This window comes from Jeongeupia naejangsanensis, assembly GCF_016865585.1.
Classification (GTDB): domain Bacteria; phylum Pseudomonadota; class Gammaproteobacteria; order Burkholderiales; family Chitinibacteraceae; genus Jeongeupia; species Jeongeupia naejangsanensis.
In genome coordinates this window covers 78,710-96,608 of the sequence record NZ_JAESND010000004.1, presented here as the reverse complement: position 1 = coordinate 96,608, position 17,899 = coordinate 78,710, and the positions used below count along the sequence as shown (strand labels likewise).

Annotated in this window: 18 protein-coding genes; 10 read left to right on the top strand and 8 right to left on the bottom strand. The window is 64.3% G+C overall.

Features of this window, described 5'->3' with window-relative positions:
* Window positions 1-5 precede the first annotated feature (5 nt).
* Window positions 6-962, bottom strand: a complete 957-nt coding sequence (gene surE, locus JMJ54_RS09995; protein WP_203538295.1) for a 5'/3'-nucleotidase SurE — start codon at window positions 960-962, stop codon at window positions 6-8.
* A gap of 185 nt (window positions 963-1,147) precedes the next feature.
* Here surE and JMJ54_RS09990 point away from each other — a divergent pair, with 185 nt between their 5' ends.
* Window positions 1,148-1,759, top strand: a complete 612-nt coding sequence (locus JMJ54_RS09990; protein WP_203538293.1) for a TetR/AcrR family transcriptional regulator — start codon at window positions 1,148-1,150, stop codon at window positions 1,757-1,759.
* An 88-nt stretch (window positions 1,760-1,847) separates the two neighbouring features.
* Here the strand turns inward: JMJ54_RS09990 and JMJ54_RS09985 are convergent, their stop codons facing one another.
* The 3 genes from JMJ54_RS09985 to JMJ54_RS09975 all read right to left on the bottom strand — a co-directional run bounded on the left by JMJ54_RS09985 (window position 1,848) and on the right by JMJ54_RS09975 (window position 6,800).
* Window positions 1,848-3,473, bottom strand: coding sequence for an NAD+ synthase (locus tag JMJ54_RS09985; protein WP_203538291.1), 1,626 nt, complete (start codon window positions 3,471-3,473; stop codon window positions 1,848-1,850).
* Window positions 3,474-3,547: 74 nt separating this feature from the next.
* On the bottom strand, window positions 3,548-6,469 hold the full coding sequence (locus JMJ54_RS09980; protein ID WP_203538289.1) for an HD domain-containing phosphohydrolase: 2,922 nt from the start codon (window positions 6,467-6,469) through the stop codon (window positions 3,548-3,550).
* Between the two features lie 124 nt (window positions 6,470-6,593).
* Entirely contained in the window at window positions 6,594-6,800 is a 207-nt protein-coding gene (locus tag JMJ54_RS09975) for a DUF1289 domain-containing protein (protein ID WP_203538288.1), read from the bottom strand.
* A gap of 167 nt (window positions 6,801-6,967) precedes the next feature.
* Between JMJ54_RS09975 and JMJ54_RS09970 the strand changes: the two genes are divergently transcribed.
* The 5 genes from JMJ54_RS09970 (at window position 6,968) to JMJ54_RS09950 (ending at window position 10,370) form a co-directional block, all read left to right on the top strand.
* On the top strand, window positions 6,968-7,831 hold the full coding sequence (locus JMJ54_RS09970; RefSeq protein WP_203538286.1) for a UDP-2,3-diacylglucosamine diphosphatase: 864 nt from the start codon (window positions 6,968-6,970) through the stop codon (window positions 7,829-7,831).
* Window positions 7,828-8,871, top strand: coding sequence for a glycosyltransferase family 4 protein (locus tag JMJ54_RS09965; protein ID WP_203538284.1), 1,044 nt, complete (start codon window positions 7,828-7,830; stop codon window positions 8,869-8,871). The genes JMJ54_RS09970 and JMJ54_RS09965 overlap by 4 nt, the downstream gene beginning before the upstream one ends.
* 228 nt (window positions 8,872-9,099) lie before the next feature.
* Window positions 9,100-9,492, top strand: a complete 393-nt coding sequence (locus JMJ54_RS09960) for a hypothetical protein (protein ID WP_203538282.1) — start codon at window positions 9,100-9,102, stop codon at window positions 9,490-9,492.
* Window positions 9,493-9,575: 83 nt separating this feature from the next.
* A complete protein-coding gene (locus tag JMJ54_RS09955; RefSeq protein WP_203538280.1) occupies window positions 9,576-9,881 on the top strand; it encodes an NIPSNAP family protein in 306 nt (101 codons plus the stop codon).
* Window positions 9,882-10,025: 144 nt separating this feature from the next.
* Complete coding sequence (locus tag JMJ54_RS09950; protein ID WP_203538278.1) at window positions 10,026-10,370, top strand: GFA family protein; 345 nt, start codon at window positions 10,026-10,028, stop codon at window positions 10,368-10,370.
* A 177-nt stretch (window positions 10,371-10,547) separates the two neighbouring features.
* Here JMJ54_RS09950 and JMJ54_RS09945 read toward each other — a convergent pair whose 3' ends face one another.
* Window positions 10,548-11,150: a peptidylprolyl isomerase gene (locus tag JMJ54_RS09945; RefSeq protein WP_203538276.1), complete on the bottom strand. Its 603-nt coding sequence runs from the start codon at window positions 11,148-11,150 to the stop codon at window positions 10,548-10,550.
* 230 nt (window positions 11,151-11,380) lie between these two features.
* On the opposite strand from JMJ54_RS09945, the gene JMJ54_RS09940 reads away from it, so the two are divergent.
* Both JMJ54_RS09940 and JMJ54_RS09935 read left to right on the top strand, forming a co-directional pair.
* On the top strand, window positions 11,381-12,220 hold the full coding sequence (locus JMJ54_RS09940; protein ID WP_203538274.1) for a M90 family metallopeptidase: 840 nt from the start codon (window positions 11,381-11,383) through the stop codon (window positions 12,218-12,220).
* Between the two features lie 2 nt (window positions 12,221-12,222).
* A complete protein-coding gene (locus JMJ54_RS09935) occupies window positions 12,223-12,963 on the top strand; it encodes a class I SAM-dependent methyltransferase (protein ID WP_308437994.1) in 741 nt (246 codons plus the stop codon).
* On the opposite strand, the gene JMJ54_RS09930 is transcribed toward JMJ54_RS09935, so the two are convergent.
* The 3 genes from JMJ54_RS09930 to JMJ54_RS09920 are packed head-to-tail and all read right to left on the bottom strand — an operon-like array spanning window position 12,945 to window position 14,254.
* Window positions 12,945-13,355: a hypothetical protein gene (locus tag JMJ54_RS09930; protein ID WP_203538272.1), complete on the bottom strand. Its 411-nt coding sequence runs from the start codon at window positions 13,353-13,355 to the stop codon at window positions 12,945-12,947. The genes JMJ54_RS09935 and JMJ54_RS09930 overlap by 19 nt on opposite strands.
* Before the next feature lie 3 nt (window positions 13,356-13,358).
* On the bottom strand, window positions 13,359-13,847 hold the full coding sequence (locus JMJ54_RS09925; protein ID WP_203538270.1) for an LEA/WHy family protein: 489 nt from the start codon (window positions 13,845-13,847) through the stop codon (window positions 13,359-13,361).
* Window positions 13,844-14,254: an acyl-CoA thioesterase gene (locus JMJ54_RS09920; RefSeq protein ID WP_203538269.1), complete on the bottom strand. Its 411-nt coding sequence runs from the start codon at window positions 14,252-14,254 to the stop codon at window positions 13,844-13,846. The genes JMJ54_RS09925 and JMJ54_RS09920 overlap by 4 nt, the downstream gene beginning before the upstream one ends.
* Window positions 14,255-14,406: 152 nt before the next feature.
* On the opposite strand from JMJ54_RS09920, the gene JMJ54_RS09915 reads away from it, so the two are divergent.
* Both JMJ54_RS09915 and mutY read left to right on the top strand, forming a co-directional pair.
* The gene (locus tag JMJ54_RS09915) at window positions 14,407-16,791 is read left to right on the top strand and encodes an AsmA family protein (RefSeq protein WP_308437993.1); all 2,385 of its coding nucleotides are present in this window, start codon (window positions 14,407-14,409) and stop codon (window positions 16,789-16,791) included.
* Window positions 16,788-17,822 carry an A/G-specific adenine glycosylase gene (mutY, locus tag JMJ54_RS09910; RefSeq protein WP_203538267.1) on the top strand — a complete coding sequence of 345 codons (1,035 nt, stop codon included), beginning with the start codon at window positions 16,788-16,790 and terminating at the stop codon, window positions 17,820-17,822. The genes JMJ54_RS09915 and mutY overlap by 4 nt, the downstream gene beginning before the upstream one ends.
* Window positions 17,823-17,899: the final 77 nt, after the last annotated feature.

The window sequence follows — 17,899 nt, the reverse complement described above, 5'->3', positions numbered from 1 at the left end:
GCGCCTCATTGTGACAGCAGGTCTTTGAGACGCAGGCGCAGCCATTGCTGTGCCTGCGGGCGGGCTTCGAAGCCGACCTGCATCGTCGTCACCGTCGCATAACCCTTGGCGTTCAACGCCGACTCGCTGCCGGCGTCGGCCGCCGACGGCGTGTTGTTGAGTGCGAACGTCACACCCGGATACGGATACTTGATGCCGTAGCCCGACGCGACCGGATCCCTGGAAAGGTCGGCCACGAACTTCGGCGTCATCGCCGTATAGCTGCCGAAGCGGCTGAATACCCACTGCACCTTGGCGCTGCCGCCGGTATCGAACTTGGGCAGGTTGACGTTGATCGCGGTACCGGCGGGCAGGATCGCGCCGCTGCCGCGCTTGGCGAGCAGCGCATCGACAAACTTCACGGTCAGAGCAGCGGCTTCATCGGCGAGTGCGGCATTGTCCTTGGTATTCGCATCGGCGCTGACTGCGATGGCCGGAATGCCGCGGCTGGCGGCAAAGACCACGTTGCTGACGGTGCCCGACGAATTGACGATGGCGCCGAGGTTCTGCCCCTCGTTCGGACCCGAGATCACGAGATCGGGTGCCTTGCCCCAACGCGCCTGAGCCAGGATGTCGAGGCCATACATCGTTGCCATCACCGGTGTGCCGTCGACGTAACCGATGTCGGCGATGGCCGGGTCGGTACCGACTGCCGTCGCACCGGCCTTGACCGTACCGCCACGGCAATCCTTGGCCAACGGGGTCAGCGGGGTCAGGAAATTCATCGATGCACCCTTGCCGCTCTGGTCCTGGCAAGGCGCGGCAACGATCACGTCATGCCCCGCCGCCTTGAGCCTGGCATACAACGCGCGGACGTTGGCGGCGGCAAAGCCGTCGTCGTTCGAAACCAGGATGTTGAGCGCAAGTGCCGGCGCGGTCAGCCCCAAGGCAATCAACCCGGAGGCCATGTGTACGGTTTTCATCTCTTCCCTTTTTTGATCCGGCTTGTCCGGAATGCGAGATGAAAACATTTGTGTATGTATATTTGATGAACGCGTGAATCGAGGAAAACCGCGGCCTTCAGCCGGACATGGCCAGAAATGAAACCGTGACCATTGGTACTAACCCCAAGTCTGAAAACATACCATTCGGATAAAATCGCTGGACTATGGCGACACAAATCGAACGTTCCAGCGCGACGCAAACGCGGCTCATCGAAGCCACCATTACCCTGTTGGATGAACTGGGCTACGCACGACTGAGCGAAACGCGCATCTGCGAGCGCGCCGGCGTCAGTCGCGGCGCGCTGCGGCACCATTTCCCGAGCGGACGTTACGACCTGCTCCCGATGGTCGTCGAACGCCTGGTCGCCGCCGAGGAAACCCGTTTCCTCGCGCTCGGCCCGCTGACCCCGCTGGAGCGCGTGCACCTGATGCTGCACAGCACGCTGACCTACCCGGAGCACAGCACCAGCGTTGCGCTGCTGCAGATCTGGATGGCGGCACGCGGCGATGCCAAGCTTTACGACGGTGTCGGCGCGATCTTCGACAGCGTGCTGCCGCGTCTGTTCGGTCTGGACACCAGCGCACCGAGCGACCCGCAAACGCTGGCACTGCGCTTCCTGCTGCACGGCGCTGCGCTGCACCGCTTCAACGCCGATTACGACATCGACCAGCTGCGTGCCGCACTGCACTGGGCGCTGTCGCTGATCGAACAGCCCGCCGGCTTTGCCGAGCGCTTCGCCGCGTTCACGCATCAGCCGCAAGCGGAACCGGCCTGAGCGGACACACCGCCCGGCAATGAAAAACGGCGCCATGGGCGCCGTTTTCGTTTTCCAGCCGTCGTCGCCCCGCTATGCGGGGCCACACTCAGTCGCGATAGCCGTTGGTGATCGGCATGCGCCAGTCCTTGCCGAAGCTGCGGTGGGTGATCCGCGGGCCGACCGGCGCCTGGCGGCGCTTGTACTCGTTGATCCGCAGCAAGCGGACGACGCGGTCGACATCGGCGGCAAGGAAGCCCTGCGCGACGATTTCGGCACGGCTGAGGTTGCGTTCGACATAAGCCTCGAGGATCGCGTCGAGCACGTCGTACTCGGGCAGCGAATCCTGATCCTTCTGGTCCGGTCGCAGCTCGGCACTCGGCGGCCGGGTGATGATGCGCTCGGGAATCACGTCGGCCAGCGCGAAGGCACCGGTACGGTTGCGCCAGCTCGACAGCCGGTAGACCAGCGTCTTGGCCACGTCCTTGAGCACCGCGAAACCGCCGGCCATGTCGCCGTACAGCGTCGCATAGCCGGTGGTCATCTCGCTCTTGTTGCCGGTCGTCAGCACCAGCTTGCCGCCCTTGTTCGACAGCGCCATCAGCAAGGTGCCCCGGATGCGCGCCTGCAGGTTCTCTTCGGTGGTGTCGGCCGTGGTACCGGCAAACTCGCCGGCCAGCCCGGCCATGAAGGCCTCGTATACCGGCCAGATCTCGATTTCCGAATACTGGCAGCCGAGGCGCTTGATCATGTCGCGCGAATCGTCGACCGAAATGTCGGCGGTGTAGCGCGACGGCATCATCACCGCATGGACCCTGTCGGCACCGAGCGCATCGACGGCAATCGCCAGTGTCAGCGCCGAATCGATGCCGCCCGACAGGCCGAGCAGCACGCCGGGAAAGCCGTTCTTGGTGATGTAGTCGCGTACGCCGGTCACCAGCGCCTTGTAGACGCTTTCCTCTTCGCTGCATTCGGGCGCAACGTCACCCAGCTGCAGGTCGTCGTCCAGATAGTCCGCATAGGCGAGCGTCGTTGCGAACGGTTCCGCCTGGACGACCACGTCACCGGCGCGGTTCATCGCGAACGAATGGCCGTCGAACACCAGTTCGTCCTGGCCGCCGACCATGTTGACGTAGACGACCGGAATGCCGTTCTCGTCGACGCGCTGACGCACGACTTCGTGGCGCTTGTCCTGTTTGGCCTTGTGGTACGGCGATGCGTTCAGCACCAGCAGCAGCTCGGCGCCCTCGTCGCGCGCGGCTGCGGCCGGCTCGACGTCCCAGACGTCCTCGCAGATCACCACGCCGACGCGATGGTCGCCGTCGGTACCCGGCTGGTCGAAGACCAGCGGCACGGCACCCGGACTGAAATAGCGGACTTCGTCGAACACTTCGTCGTTCGGCAGCAGCATCTTTTCGTAACGGCCGAGCACATTGCCGTCGCGGATCACCGTCGCGGTGTTGTAGCGCTCGTCACCCGAAGCGCGCGGATGGCCGACGACCAGCGTGATGCCGTCGACCTCGTCGATCAGCCGGCCGATTGCCCTGGCGCAGTCGGCGAGAAAGCTCGGCCGCAGCAGCAGGTCTTCCGGCGGGTAGCCGGTCAGCGCCAGCTCCGGGGTCACCAGTACATCGGCACCGGCATCGCGGGCTTCATAAGCCGCGGCAAGGATCAGGTCGAGGTTGCCGGCCAGATCGCCGACCTTGGGATTGAGCTGGGCGAGAGCGATTTTCATGCGCTGCGCGTATCCGTGAACGAAGCCGCCATTTTACGGGATGCAGCCCCGTTCCGGGGGATGGTTGCATGCGGTCATGCCGTCGCGCCGAGCGCCCTGGCGATGTCGACGTCGTCGATCTGTTCGGGGCGCAGGAAACGCTTTGCATACGCGAGGTAAACGCCGCTCTGCAGGAACAGGGCGAACAGCTCCGGGTCGATGTGCGCGTCGTCGCGCATCTTGCTCATGATCGCGATCGATTGCGACAGCGTCTTGCCCTTCTTGTACGGCCGGTCGACCGCGGTCAGCGCCTCGAAGATGTCGGCAATCGCCATCATCCGCGCCGTGTCGCTCATCTCGTCGCGGGTCAGCCGCTTCGGATAGCCGTTGCCGTCCATTTTTTCGTGGTGGCCGCCGGCGATCTCGGGCACGCGCTTCAGATGGCGCGGGAAAGGCAGCTTTTCGAGCATCACGATGGTCTGGACGATGTGCTCGTTGATCTTGTAGCGGTCCTCGTCGGACAGCGTGCCACGGCCGATCGCCAGATTGTGCAGCTCGCCGCGGTTGTACAGCAGCTCGGGCACGGTCATCTTGAAGCCGTGCCCCTCGGGCAGCGTGTCGCGCGCGCTGCGCGGGAAGCGGTGCTCGGGCTTGTCGGCCAGCAGCGCCTCGGTCGCCGGCAGCACGTGCGGCGCGTCGCCCTTGCGGAGCAGTTCGTCGTGCGAGATGCCAAGCCGATCGTCGAGCGTGCGCTGCCAGGTTCGGGCAGCAACGGCCTTGAGCCGCTCGACGCGCTCCGGCGCCATGAACTCGCCGCCGAGATTGCATTCGGCGACGAAATAAAACTCGTCGTCGAGCACCGCAAGCTCTTCGCGCAGCTGCGCCGCCAGTGCATTGCGGTCTCCCCCGGCCACGATGGCCTTGAGCATCTCGATCTCGGCGTCGCGCTTGAGCACTTCGAAACGCATCCGCACCTCGTGGATCCGGTCGCAGATCGTTTCCAGCTTGGTCGCCTTGTCGACGACATACTCGGGCGTCGTCACCTTGCCGCAGTCGTGCAACCACGCGGCAATGTGCAGTTCCTCCCATTCGTCGTCGGACAGCGCGAATCCGGCATACGGGCCCGCCTTCGCCTCGCAGGCGGCGCGCGCCAGCATCTTGGTCAGCTCCGGCACGCGCTGGCAGTGGCCGCCGGTATACGGACTCTTGGCGTCGATGGCGCCGGCAACCAGCTGGATGAACGATTCGAGCAGCTTTTTCTGTTCGAGGATCAGCCGCTGGGTTTCGATCGTCACCGCCGCCGTGCCAGACAGCGCTTCGACCAGCGTGATCAGCTCGTGGCCGACGCCGTAGCGCAGCACCTTTTCGTCCTGCAGCAGGAACACCACGCCGACCAGTTCGTCCTGCCGGTTCTTGAGCGGGATCGAAATCGTCGTCAGCGGCTTGTCGAAGCTGCCGAACGCGCCATACCACTCGTTCAGCGCCGGGATCAGCAGCGATTCGAGCGTGGTCGCACCCGCCATTGCAATCACCGCAGGATGGATGCCGTCGCTGCACGAGTTCAGGACCGGCAGCGCGCGCGGGTCGGCCAGCGCCACGTCGTCGAGCCGCGCCTGCGCCGGCACCAGTCCGCCGGCCTCGTCGGCCAGATAGATCACCCCGCCCTTCGCCTGCGCGATCTTGGTGGTTTCCTCGAGGATGCGCGCCAGCAGGGGCTCGAAGCGGCGCTCGGCCGCCATCGCCTCGCCGATGTCGAGGAAGTTGCGGATCGTCGATTTCATCAGTGCCATCGCCTCGGCCAGCTCGTCGATCTCGGTGATGAACGAGCTGATCGGCGCCGATTTGCCGAAGCGCATCGCGCGGATCTGCTGCGCTTCTTCGGTCAGCGCCTTCAGCGGTCGCGATGCCAGTCTGGAAATCACGTAGGCCGCCAGTGCCGCGACGGCCAGAATCGCCGTGGCGATCAGCAGGGACCGCATGCGCAGCCGTTGGGCATCGACCAGCAGCTCGCTCTGCGGTGCCGCGACAGCCAGGAACAGCGCATTGCCGCTGCGCAGCGGAATCGGTGCGGTATAGCCAAGCCAGTCCTGCCCGCCGACGTCGAGCGTGCTTGCGGTGCCCCTCTCGAACGACGGGGCGAACAGCCGCTCGAGCACCGGCTGTTTCAGCTCGGGCAACCTCGCCTGACGGATCTCGTGGTCGCCGGCGCTGCGCATCAGCGTCTGCCCGCCCGAAGCGGCAATGACGTTGCCCTTGCCGTCGACCACGCTGAGCACGGCATTCGGCGTCATCTTTTCCTTGCCCAGCACGTCGTCGAGCACGGCCAGCGTGATGTCGGCGCCGACAACGCTGCGGCCGTTGGCGGTACGCCGCGACAGCGTGGTGCCGACTTCACGCGTGGTGAAGAACAGGTAGGGATCGCTGATCTGGTGCGCCGGCTTGCCAATGGCACTCTGGTACCACGGCCGGGTGCGCGGGTCGAAGTGGTAGCCCGGCGCAAAGCGTTTTTCGATCAGGGAGAGGTCCCGCCGGTAATAAAGGAACTCGCCGTCGCCTTCGCTGAGACTCTGCACCAGAAACGCCGTGCCGGGCGGCAACGGCTGGGCGGCGCCGAACAGCGGCGCGCCGGTCAGTTTGCGGACAAGGAAAAAATCGCCGTTCTGGTAGCCGATGTAGACCGCCGACAGGCTGGGCTGGCTTTGCAGCGCCTCGGCCAGGTAGGCTAGGCTCTCAAGGCGCTCGTCGAGGCCGAGCGCGTACATCAGGTGCTGCTGCGCCATCAGGTCGACCACCGTCAGCGCCGGCGAGTAGATCCCTTCGACCGTGCGCACCGTTTGCGAGCCGATCTGGCCGAACAGGCTCTCGGTCGCCGTCAGCAGCATCTGCCGGGTACTGCGGTACTGGTAAAAGGTGTTGACCAGCGCGTAACAGGTGATCAGCGCGACAAACAGGTAGGCAATATGGACGTGTAGCGGATAGCTGGACCGACGTTTTGTCGCAGCGGGCGAGGCAGGCATGGCGGCACTCCGTTCGGCACACCTCTGAGCTTAGCGCCTGTTCATTATCTTTTCAGGTCAGTGCCGGACCGGAGAAAGGCTGGAGACACGGTATCGGCATTTGCGCACTGCCGCGCCGTGACGGTCAGCGCGCCTGCCAGGGTGGCACCAGCCCCTGCCCGGCCCAGTGCGCTTCGAGCCGGCGCCACACGGCCTCCTTCTCGGCTTCGGTCATCGACACCCAGTTGGCGACTTCGATGAAGGTGCGGCCGCAACCGCGGCAGACGTCGTCGCCGAGGCCGGTCGAGCAGACGGCAATGCAGGGAGTATCGGGGCGTTGCTTGGCATTCATGGTCGGGATTTGACGCGAGTTTGCAACAGCCGGCAAGCGCGGGACGGATGCGCGGCATGGCCAGTGCCTGCCTTTCTGCCCGTGTCATCGACCTGACGCACCAGCGTCACGGCACAGTCACAATCGCCTCGCACGATGGCCTCACCCCATCGCAGAGACGCCTACGAATGAGTGACGCGCCGCTGGCTTTCCGCAGTATCTGGATCTCCGACGTCCACCTCGGCACCGCCGGTTGCCAGGCCGACTACCTGCTGGACTTCCTCAAGCACGCCGAGTGCGAGCACCTCTACCTCGTCGGCGACATCATCGACGGCTGGGCGCTCAAGCGCAGCTGGTACTGGAAACAGAGCCACAACGACGTGATCCAGAAGGTGCTGCGCAAGGCGCGCAAGGGTACGCAGGTCACCTACATTCCCGGCAACCACGACGAAGGCGCGCGGCAGTTTCTCGGCCTGATGTTCGGCGACATCCGCATCGAGGACGAGGTGATCCACACCACCGCCGACGGCCGCCGTTTCCTGATCCTGCACGGCGACCGCTTCGACGGCGTGGTCCAGTGCGCCAAGTGGCTGGCCATCGTCGGCGACCGCGCCTACGGCATCACGCTGCGGCTCAACTACTGGTTCAACCGGCTGCGTGCGCGGCTCGGCCTCGGCTACTGGTCGCTGTCGCAGTACCTCAAGCACAAGGTCAAGACGGCGGTGAACTTCGTCGGCAAGTTCGAGGAAGCCGTCGCCGCCGAAGCCAAGGCCCGCGGTGTCGACGGCGTCATCTGCGGCCACATCCACAAGGCCGAAATGCGCGAGATCGACGGCGTGCTGTACTGCAACGACGGCGACTGGGTCGAAAGCCTGACCGCGCTGGTCGAGACCCACGCCGGCGAGCTGAAGATCATCACCTGGCAGACGTTCTACGCCGAACAGCAGGCACCCCGGCTGATCGCCGCGCCCGACGCCCCCCGCCAGCCGCAAGCCTTGCCGGTCGGCAAGCAAAGCACCGATCTCTCAATGGAAAAAAGGGTTGCCGCATGAACATCCTCATCGTCACCGACGCATGGGAGCCGCAGGTCAACGGCGTGGTGCGCACGCTCAAGCAGACCCGGCACGAGCTGGAAAAACTCGGCCACACGGTCGAGCTGATCACGCCGCAGGATTTCACCACCTTCCCCTGCCCGACCTACCCGGAAATCCGCCTGTCGTGGCGCCCGGGCAAGAAGATCGCCGCGCGGATCGGAGCTTTCAAACCGGATGCAATCCACATCGCCACCGAAGGCCCGCTCGGCCTGTCCGCGCGCAAATACTGCATCCGGCACAAACTGCCGTTCACCACCGCCTACCACTCGCGCTTCCCCGAATACGTGCAGCTGCGCTTCGGCATTCCCGTGGCGTGGACCTACCGCTGGCTGGCGAACTTCCACAACGCCGCCGAAGCGACAATGGCGCCGACCCGTGTCGTCGTCGACGACCTGAAGGCGCGCGGCTTCACCAAGACGGTGATGTGGTCGCGCGGCGTCGACCTCGACATCTTCAAGCCGGTGGCGCGCGAGAAACTGCAGACGCGCCGGCCGATCTTCGTCTACGTCGGCCGCGTTGCGGTCGAGAAGAACGTCGAAGCCTTCCTCGAACTCGAACTGCCCGGTTCCAAGTGGGTCTGTGGCGATGGCCCCGCCGCCGCCACGCTCAAGTCCAAATACCCGGGCGTCAACTGGCTGGGCGTGCTGAACCAGACCGAGCTGGCCGAAGTCTACAGCGCCGCCGACGTCTTCGTGTTTCCGAGCCGGACCGACACCTTCGGCTTGGTGCTGCTCGAAGCCATGGCCTGCGGCTGCCCGGTCGCCGCCTACCCGGTTACCGGGCCGATCGACGTCATCGGCAACGACGGCCCCGGCGCACTGCAGGAAGACCTGCAGGCCGCCTGCCTTGCCGCACTGAAGATCGACCGCACCGAAGTGCGCCGCTTCGCCGAACGCTTCTCGTGGGCCGCCGCCAGCCGGCAGTTCCTCTCCCACCTGCACCCGTTCACCCCGGCCGCGCAGCAGGAACTGCAGCTGAGCATGCAGGCTGCCAAGTAAATCCATTCCCGGCTCTGCCCGCAGCATCAAGGCCGCGCACCGCGCGGCCTTGATGCATTTCGCACCACTCGCTCTCTGCGCCACACACCTGTAGACTCACACAAAGTCAGCAATAAGAAACAATACTGAAAGCAATCAACATATCGATATGTGTTTTCGAACATGTCGCCTATTCCTTTATTTGCCATGTTATGCACCGTGGTGCATACACCACGTTAGAGCTCACAAGTGGAAATTCAGACCCTCTGGATACTGATTCTTGGCATGGCCACCCCGATAGCCGGCGCAGTAGGTTTCGCCATACAGCTCCGCCAAGTAAAGAAGACACAGCTTGAAAACGAAAAGCTTTTACTAGAAATCGCAGCACTGAAATCCGCAAGCGAGCAAAGCTCGCAAAGAGTTCGAATCGCTTCGTTAGAAGAAATTGAGCGTTTTAGTAAAAACAATGTTGTGTATCGCAGAGCGAATCAATCCAATTTAGAATGGACTTCATTTGAAAAATCCAGAAAACAACGTGAGCAGCTCACCGTAGCAACAATCTTGATATTCGTATTTTTCGTTGGTGGCTACGCAATCTACGATCTTTATCGTTTTGTTCGGTGGATAGCTCATACTCTCTAACACTCCATTCAACCCCGAAGGGATATCGCCCGCCGGTTAATTCAAACGTTATAAACCCACCTCCACAACACTAATTCAAACTCATGATTACCTGTCACCTTCGCTACGTCATTGATGCCAGCAAGATTTCCGAGTTCGAGGAATACTGCCGCATGTGGTTGAAGCTGATTCCGAAGTTCGGCGGCGTCCACCATGGCTACCTGCTCCCGTCAGAGGGCGCAAGCAATATCGCCCTCGGTTCGTTCTCGTTCCCGTCTTTTGCCGCGTACGAGCAGTACCGTATCAGCTCGCTCCAGGATCCCGAGTGCCAAGTGGCGTTCAGGTTCGCCAAGGAGACAAAATGCTTCCTGAGCTACGAGCGCACTTTCTTCAGGCCTCTCTTCCAGTAAAGCCCTTCGCCAGCAATCCGATACCGCGATAAGCGATGACCTGCCCTTCTAATCGGGAAGACATGCTCAGGCCATTCCGGTCACGCCTCTGTTCTCGAACCCGGACGTCATCACCCGGATGCCATACACCCAAGGACCAGAAAAATGAAATACGAAGGAAGCTGTCACTGCGGACTGGTTGCTTTTGAGGTCGAGGGAGAACTTACCCAAGTGACCGCGTGCAACTGCTCGATCTGTTCGAGGAAGGGCGCATTGCTGTGGGGGGTCAAGCCCGATCAGTTTCGCTTGAAGACTTCTTCGGAAAAGCTGGCCACTTACACTTTCGGCAACCAACGCATTGAGCATCGATTCTGCCCAAAGTGCGGTGTTCATACATTTGCCGAAGGCATTCTCTCCGGAAACCGAATGGTGGTGGTCAATGCCAATTGCCTTGAAGCCGTCGAGTTGTCGTCGCTGCCACTAAGGCACTTTGACGGTCGCTCGCTGTAGCCCGTTCTGGCGCCGGACTTTCAGGCCAAACGGCCTCGCGCAAAAAACGCGCAGCCATCCACCTCCGGATTGCCTGCAGGCTGCGCCAGGCCGGCGAAGTTCACCCACCCCGCCCTTCGCCGTTTTGATCGCGCCATGCCGGCCTCATTTCATCCAACCCGGCCTGTGCATCGAACGTCAGCGCCGCTTGCAACTCTGGATGTAATCCAGCGCCGGGAAATTCTGGTTCAGATATTCGGCCGCGCCCGGCCCCTGCAGCTTCTGCACATCCGGCCCCTTGCCCCAGGGCGGAATGTCGCCGTAGCTCATGTTGAAGCGGCTGACGGTCTGCTGCATCGACGCGGGCGTCACGTAGCCGATCGGCGTTTCCCACGGCTGGGTACCGAGGTGTTCGACCTTTTCGCCCAGCGTGATGAACAGGTGTTCGGTGCGGGAGTTGGTGCCGGCACCGGCAAAGCTAATGTAGCCGCGTTTGAACTGGCGCAGTGCGGGCTGCTTCATATCGTCGACGATCGCGGACCATTTTTTCGCCGCGGCCTTCGATTGCGGAAAGCCGAACTGGCACAGCACGCCGTCAAGACAGCGGAAGAACGGCACGCGGTTGAAGTGGCCGGCGTCGACCAGTTGCAGGAAGCGCTCGGCCCCCTTGGGGCTCCACTCCGGCCGGATGACGATGTCGATCGCCCCCTTGGTCGTCTGGCACACCACGTTGACCGCGCCGGCGGCATTGCCGGTTGCGGCGGCCGTTGCCAGCGCCATGCTGATGAGTTGCAGCTTCATCTTGTCTCTCCCCTAGTGGCCGTCGGGCCTTGTTGTGTGCCACTGACCTTGCGCCAGCGTCAGTGCAGCTTGCCGTCGCGGTCGCCCGGCCACAAGCGGCAGGTTCGCCAGCGTTGCGGCCGGGCCGATGACCGTTGATACGCGCCTTCCGTCGGTTCGTCGGTATGCAACGCCCGGTCATTGAATCCCTGCCGGCTGTACCCATCTGCTTGAGCAAACAAGGAGTCCGCATGTTCGGTTTTCTCAAGACCCGCAAGCGCGCCAAACTGCTGGCCGCCAACCCGATTCCCGATGCGCTGTGGCAACAGGTAATGCGTGCGCCGCTGTTCATCGACCTTTCCGACAGCGAGCGGCTCACCCTGCGCGACCACGCCGCGTGGTTCCTTGCCGAGAAGACCATCACGCCAGTGGGCGGACTGGAACTCGGCGACGCGGCGCGGGTATTGCTGGCGGCACAGGCGGTGCTGCCCATCCTGCATCTCGGCTTCGACGCCTATGACGACTGGCACGAGGTCATCGTCTATCCGGGGCAGTTCCTCAGCCGCGACCGGTACACCGACCATGCGGGTCTGGTGCACGAGTTCGAGCAGGTGCTTGCCGGCCAGGCACGCAGCGACGGCCCGGTGCTGCTGTCGTGGCTGGACGTATCCGAATCGCCGTGGCTCGACGGCTGGAACGTCGTCATCCACGAGTTCGCCCACAAGCTCGACATGCGCTCCGGCGACGCCAACGGCTGTCCGCCGCTGCACAAGGGCATGGACTACGCCGGCTGGAAACGCAGTTTCTCGCGGGCCTTCGACGACCTGAGCCGCCGCGCCGACCACGACCTGTACAGCCCGATCGACCTGTACGCGGCCGAAAACCCGGCCGAGTGCTTCGCGGTGTTCTCCGAGTATTTCTTCGAAACGCCGCACGCGCTGACCGAGCATTACCCGGCCGTGTACGAGCAGCTGAAACAGTTCTACAAGCAGGACCCGGCGGCACGGCTGCCGCGCGTGCGTTACCGTCCGTGCTTCGAGCCGGTAAACTTCGGCCCGGTGATCATCCCGACCCCGGCGCCGGAGTACTAGAAATGCAGATGTTGTTGAACGCCGGTGGCGCAATCGCCGGCGACCTGGCCGAGCGCTACGGCTTTGCGCCGGTGCACGAGGCGCCGGCCGAAGGCTACTTTCTGGCGTTCGAGGACGGCCGGCTGGTGCTGCAGCAGACCGGTGACAAGGCCCGCGTCTGCGTCGATTTCGTCGAAGGCGCCAGCGCGCACCGGCGCAAGTTCGGCGGCGGTCGCGGCCAGCCGGTGGCCAAGGCGGTCGGTCTCAAGGGCGGGGCGAATCCGGACGTGCTCGACGCCACCGCCGGTCAGGGGCGTGATGCTTTCGTACTGGCCAGCCTTGGCTGTACGGTGACATTGATCGAGCGCAGCCCGGTGGCGGCTGCGCTGCTGGAAGACGGTCTGCGCCGCGCGGCGCTGGATGCCGACACTGCGGAAATCGCCAAGCGGATGACGCTGGTCCACGCCGACTCGCTGCAATGGCTGCTCGATGCCGACGCGAAGTCGTTCGACGTTGTCTTCCTCGACCCGATGTTTCCCGAACCGGACAAGCGCGCGAAGTCGAAGAAGGAAATGGCAATGTTCCAGGCGCTGATCGGCGGCGATCCGGATGCCGATGCGCTGCTGGCACCGGCCCGGCAAGTCGCGCGCCAGCGCGTCGTGGTCAAGCGGCCGCGACTGGCGCCGTGGCTGGCGCAACTGAAACCGAACTTCGACTATCCGGGCGAGAGCACCCGCTTCGACGCCTACCTGCCGCTGGCCTGAGGCACCGACGCCGAAATCCGCCGCAGCTCGGCACAACCGTCCTCGATGCTGTCACCACTGGTCGACAAGGTGCAGCTGGTATTGCCGAAACGGCGGTAAGCCGGCTCCCGCACCGGGATCGGCGTCACCACCGGCGGTGCGACCACGACTTCGACGCTGCTGGCCGTCGACGCGGTTGCGGCAGCAATCTGGCTGGCCTGGAGCAGCAGCTCGGCACGCAACTGATCCAGTTCGCGGCGGCTGTTCGCCAGCTCCTTCGCCAGCGCGCCGGCGCGGGCTTCCTGTCCGGCCGCATCGGCATCGCTCAGGCGCTGGCCGACGAAGATGCCCGCCAGCAAGGCCAGCGTCACGCCCAGCAGCAGCATCGCCGCCCACAGTAGGGTTTTGAGCATGGATCAGAACGTCCCGGATTTCGGGGGCGTCCCCTCGCCAGCCGGCAGGATGTCGCCCAGGGCCGGCAGTTCGCCCTTCTGGTCGAAATCGATGCCGCCCGGTTTCCACGGCGAGAACAGCTTGCCGTAGAGCCGGTACGACGGCGCTGCGCCGTCGCCGCGTTTCAGCAAGCGCGCCAGCCCGCCCAGATTGCTGACGATGTCGACCGGCACGGTCGCCTCGCCCAGCGCCGGGATCGTCACGCTGGCGTTCGATACGCCGTCGGCGATCGGCTTACCGTTGACTTCGAGCTTGGCGTTCAACCCGGACACCGGCACCGAGACATTGTTCGGATTCTGCACCCGCAGGGTCAGCGTGAAGCGCTGCTCGAACAGGCCGATGTCCTTGACCGCGATCCCGGCAACCGAGACCTTGGGCTTTTCGAACGACGTCGGCAGGCTGGAGCACGCCGCGAGCAACGCAATCAGTGAAATAGCCAGCAGCTTTTTCATGCGGCCGCCCCGCTCAGCACCGCCAGCCGGTCGGCCAGCTCGCCTTCCAGCGGCAAGGCGCCCGGTGTGTCGGGATGGATCACCGCAAACGTCACCTCGGCTTCGGCGACGAGTTTGCCGTTGTCCTGACGGACGATGCGCTGGGCGATGACGCCGGCCCGTTCCTCAAGCCGGTCCAGCCGGGTGTCGATCACCAGAACGTCGCCCATCGTCGCCGGCCGCTTGTAGCGGATGTCGATGCGGCTCACCACCAGCGCCAGCTGCTGCTGCATGAACCAGTCGAGATCGCCATGCGCTTCGAGCGCCCCCCAGCGGGCCTCTTCGAGGAACTCGAGATAGCGGGCGTTGTTAACGTGGCCGTACAGGTCGAGGTGATAACCGCGGACTTTGATTTCGGTCTGGTGCATGGCGGGCCAAACGGGCAGAAAGGAGAGCCAAATCTTAGCACTTTGATTTCAGGCGGGTCTTAGTGATAATCGGGCGTTTGCCGTTTCAAACCCTGCCGTATTTTTTATCGGCGCGGCAAACCGCCCGGTCACGCCGGGAGGCACCCAACACAATGCAGTCCGGCACGACGGCCCGGTACCGCGCGCAGCGCGACCGGCCGGCGGCACGGACGGCAGGAGACTTCAGACCGATGGACCTGCGCCACTCGCGGCCATTCCGGATCTTTCTGCTTCTGATATCCGGATTGACGCTGCTGATCGGCATCGTGCCGTACTTTGTCGAAGCCACGCTGGTGCGCGATGCGCTCACCAGCCAGATTGCCAGTGAAACCCGCCGCTCGCTCATCGTGGCCGGCAAGGCCCGCTTCGTCCTCCTTCCCCGCCCCGCAGTCACGCTGAGCGACGTCACGCTGACCCAGCCCGATTCGAAGCAGCGCTTCGTGCATGCCGAGCGTGTCCGCGTGCGGCTGGCGCTGTGGCCGCTGCTGCGCGGCAAGCCGGTCATCGACCAGGTCGACTTCGACGATCCCGAACTGCAGTTCGAGCGCTTCGCCGACGGCACCTACAACTTCGAAGACCTGCTGGCCAAGCCGGATCATCCGCGCCGGGTCGAATTCCGGATCGACGCCCTGCATTTCGAACGGGCAAAACTCGTTTACCGCGACGCGCTGATCGGCGTGGGCGGTACGGTGTCGGCGCTGGATTTCAGCCTCGACAATCTGGCCGACCCGAAGAACGGCCGCTTCACCGCCGAAGGCAAGCTCAGCATCGGCGACGGCAAGACGCCATGGTGGAGCGGCAGCGTCGAAGCCAGCGCCGCGATGCGCTACACCGAAACCGACCGGCGCCTGTCGGTCGCCGATCTCCGCTTCGAGCTCAAGCAACAGGGTGCGAGCAAGCCCGGCGTCGATATCGCGGCCAGCGGCCTGACCGCCGTCGGCAACCTCGTCTACGGCTGGCAACCGCTGCGGCTCACCGGCGGCGAGCTGAAGATCAACGGCTACGGCCGTCGTGCCGGTCAGGACTGGCAGGGCGAGCTGAACCTGCCGTCGCTCAAGGTCACCGAGAACACGATGTCGCTGGATCAGCCCCGCCTCGCCGTGCGGATGCAGAGTCCGCGCAGCCGCTTTGCCACCGGCATTTCGGTGCCGCAGCTCTCCGGCACGCTGCAGGGGCTGATGCGCGCCGACAAGGCCAAGATCAATATCGAGCTGGTCACACCGCAGCAGACGCTGGCGCTCAATTTCGTCAGCCCGCTCGAACTCTACAGCGGTACGCTGGCCCGGCTGCCCGGCTACAACCTGTCCGGCCAGTACGGCAACAAGGCGCTGCCACGCGGCGCGATTCCGTTCGAGCTGGCCGGCAATGCCGCGCTGAACCTGCGCAACGAAACCATCCGGCTCGACAGCCAGGGCGCGCTCGACCATGCGCCGTTCAAGGCCACCTTCAGCGTCGACGACTTCGTCTCGCCGCGCTACGGTTTCAACGTCGACCTCGCCCAGCTCGACCTGACGCCCTATCTGCCAGCCGTCGCCGCCGGCGCCAAGAACGTCTCCGCGACCACGCCGATGGACTTCCAGTGGCTCGACCGGCTCGATGCGCAAGGCCAGCTCAAGATCGGCGAGCTGACGATGAACAAGCTGCACTTCAACGACATCGCCCTGGGTTTTGCCGCCAAGAACCACAAGCTCGCGCTCGATCCGCTGGCGGCCAACGTTTACGGCGGCCAGCTCAGCGGCCGGCTCGAGATCGACAACGGCCGCGGCAAGCCGCGCTGGCACGCCAGCCAGCGGCTGACGAACATGAACATCAACATGCTGCTGACCGACCTGCTCGATACCTCGCGCTTCGAAGGCCGTGGCCACCTCAACCTCGACGTCAGCGCCGTCGGCGACACGCTGGCCGATCTGCGCAAGACCTCGGGCGGCAACGTCCGCGTCCAGCTGTCCAAGGGTTCGGTACGCGGCATCGACATCGAGGCATTGCTGCGCACCGCCAGCCGCCAGATCAAAGCCATGAACGGCGAAGTGACCCAGTTGCCGAACCTTGAGGCAAGGACACGCTTCTCCGAACTGAACGCGACGCTGCAACTGAAGCACGGCGTCGCCACCAACAACGATCTGCTGGTCCGCGCCGGGGTGCTGCGGCTGGCCGGCGGCGGCACCATCGATCTGGGTGCCGGCATGGTCGACTACCAGCTCAAGGCCAGCGCCAACCCGGATGTGCCCGAACTCAAGGGCATCGTCGGCCTGACGCTGCCGATCGAGTTTTCCGGCCCGCTCAATGCCCCGACCTACCACGTCGACTACACCAGCCTGAAAAACCAGCTGCTCGAACGGCAAAAAGCCGAAGAAGAAGCCAAGCTCAAGGCGCATGAAGCCGAAGTGGCACGCAAGGCCGCCGCAGCCAAAGCAGCAGAAAAAGCCGCGAAAAAGGCCAAGCCGTCGGGCAAGACGCCGGCCAAGGCAACGGCACCCGACACGAAGGCCAAGCGATGAGCCGGTTTGCCGAACGGCTGATCGGCTGGCAGCGCGAACACGGTCGGCACGACCTGCCCTGGCAGGTTGCCGATGCCTACCGCGTCTGGCTGTCGGAGATCATGCTGCAGCAGACGCAGGTGACCACGGTCATCGACTACTACCAGCGCTTTCTGCTGCGCTTTCCCGACATCGCCAGCCTGGCCTCCGCGCCGCTCGACGACGTGCTGGCGCTGTGGAGCGGGCTTGGTTATTACACCCGGGCGCGCAACCTGCACAAGGCGGCACAGATGGTCATGACCGATTTCGGTGGCACGTTTCCGCGTGCGCCTGCCGAGATCGAAACGCTGCCCGGCATCGGCCGCTCGACCGCGGCAGCGATCGCCGCATTCTCGTTCGACACGCGTTCGGCCATCCTCGACGGCAACGTCAAGCGCGTGCTGGCACGCTGGGCCGGCATCGACGGTTTCCCCGGCCAGAAGGCGATCGAGAACAAGCTGTGGACACTGGCCGACAGCCTGTTGCCGGCATCCGGCAGCGACATGCCGGCGTACACGCAGGCCCAGATGGACCTCGGCGCCACCGTCTGTACGCCGAAGAAGCCGGCCTGCCTCGCCTGTCCGGTCTCGGACGACTGCATCGCGCGGATGACCGGTCGGCAGACCGAGCTGCCGACGCCGAAACCGAAAAAGGCCGTGCCCGAACGCAGCACCGTCATGCTGCTGATCCGCGACGACACGGGCCGGCTGTTGCTGCAGAAGCGCCCGCCGACCGGCATCTGGGGCGGGCTGTGGAGCCTGCCGGAAACCGGCAGCACGCTGGGCGCCGAGCGCTACTGCACCGACACGCTGAAGCTCGAGGTCGAGCTCGATCCGGCGCTGCCGGACTTCGTCCATGTGTTCACGCACTTCCGCCTGACGATCACGCCGCTGCCGGCCAGTGTGACCGGAGCAGCCGCGCTGGCCGACGACGCCAGCCTTCGCTGGTTCGAACGCAGCGAAGCGCTCGCTGCCGGCATTCCGACGCCGCTGCGCCGGCTGTTGACCACCTGATTGCCCGAACGGCGGTGCGCTGACATATCCCGGTCATCCGGCGCAGGCATAGTGCGGTCAGGATCTCCTAGACGCAG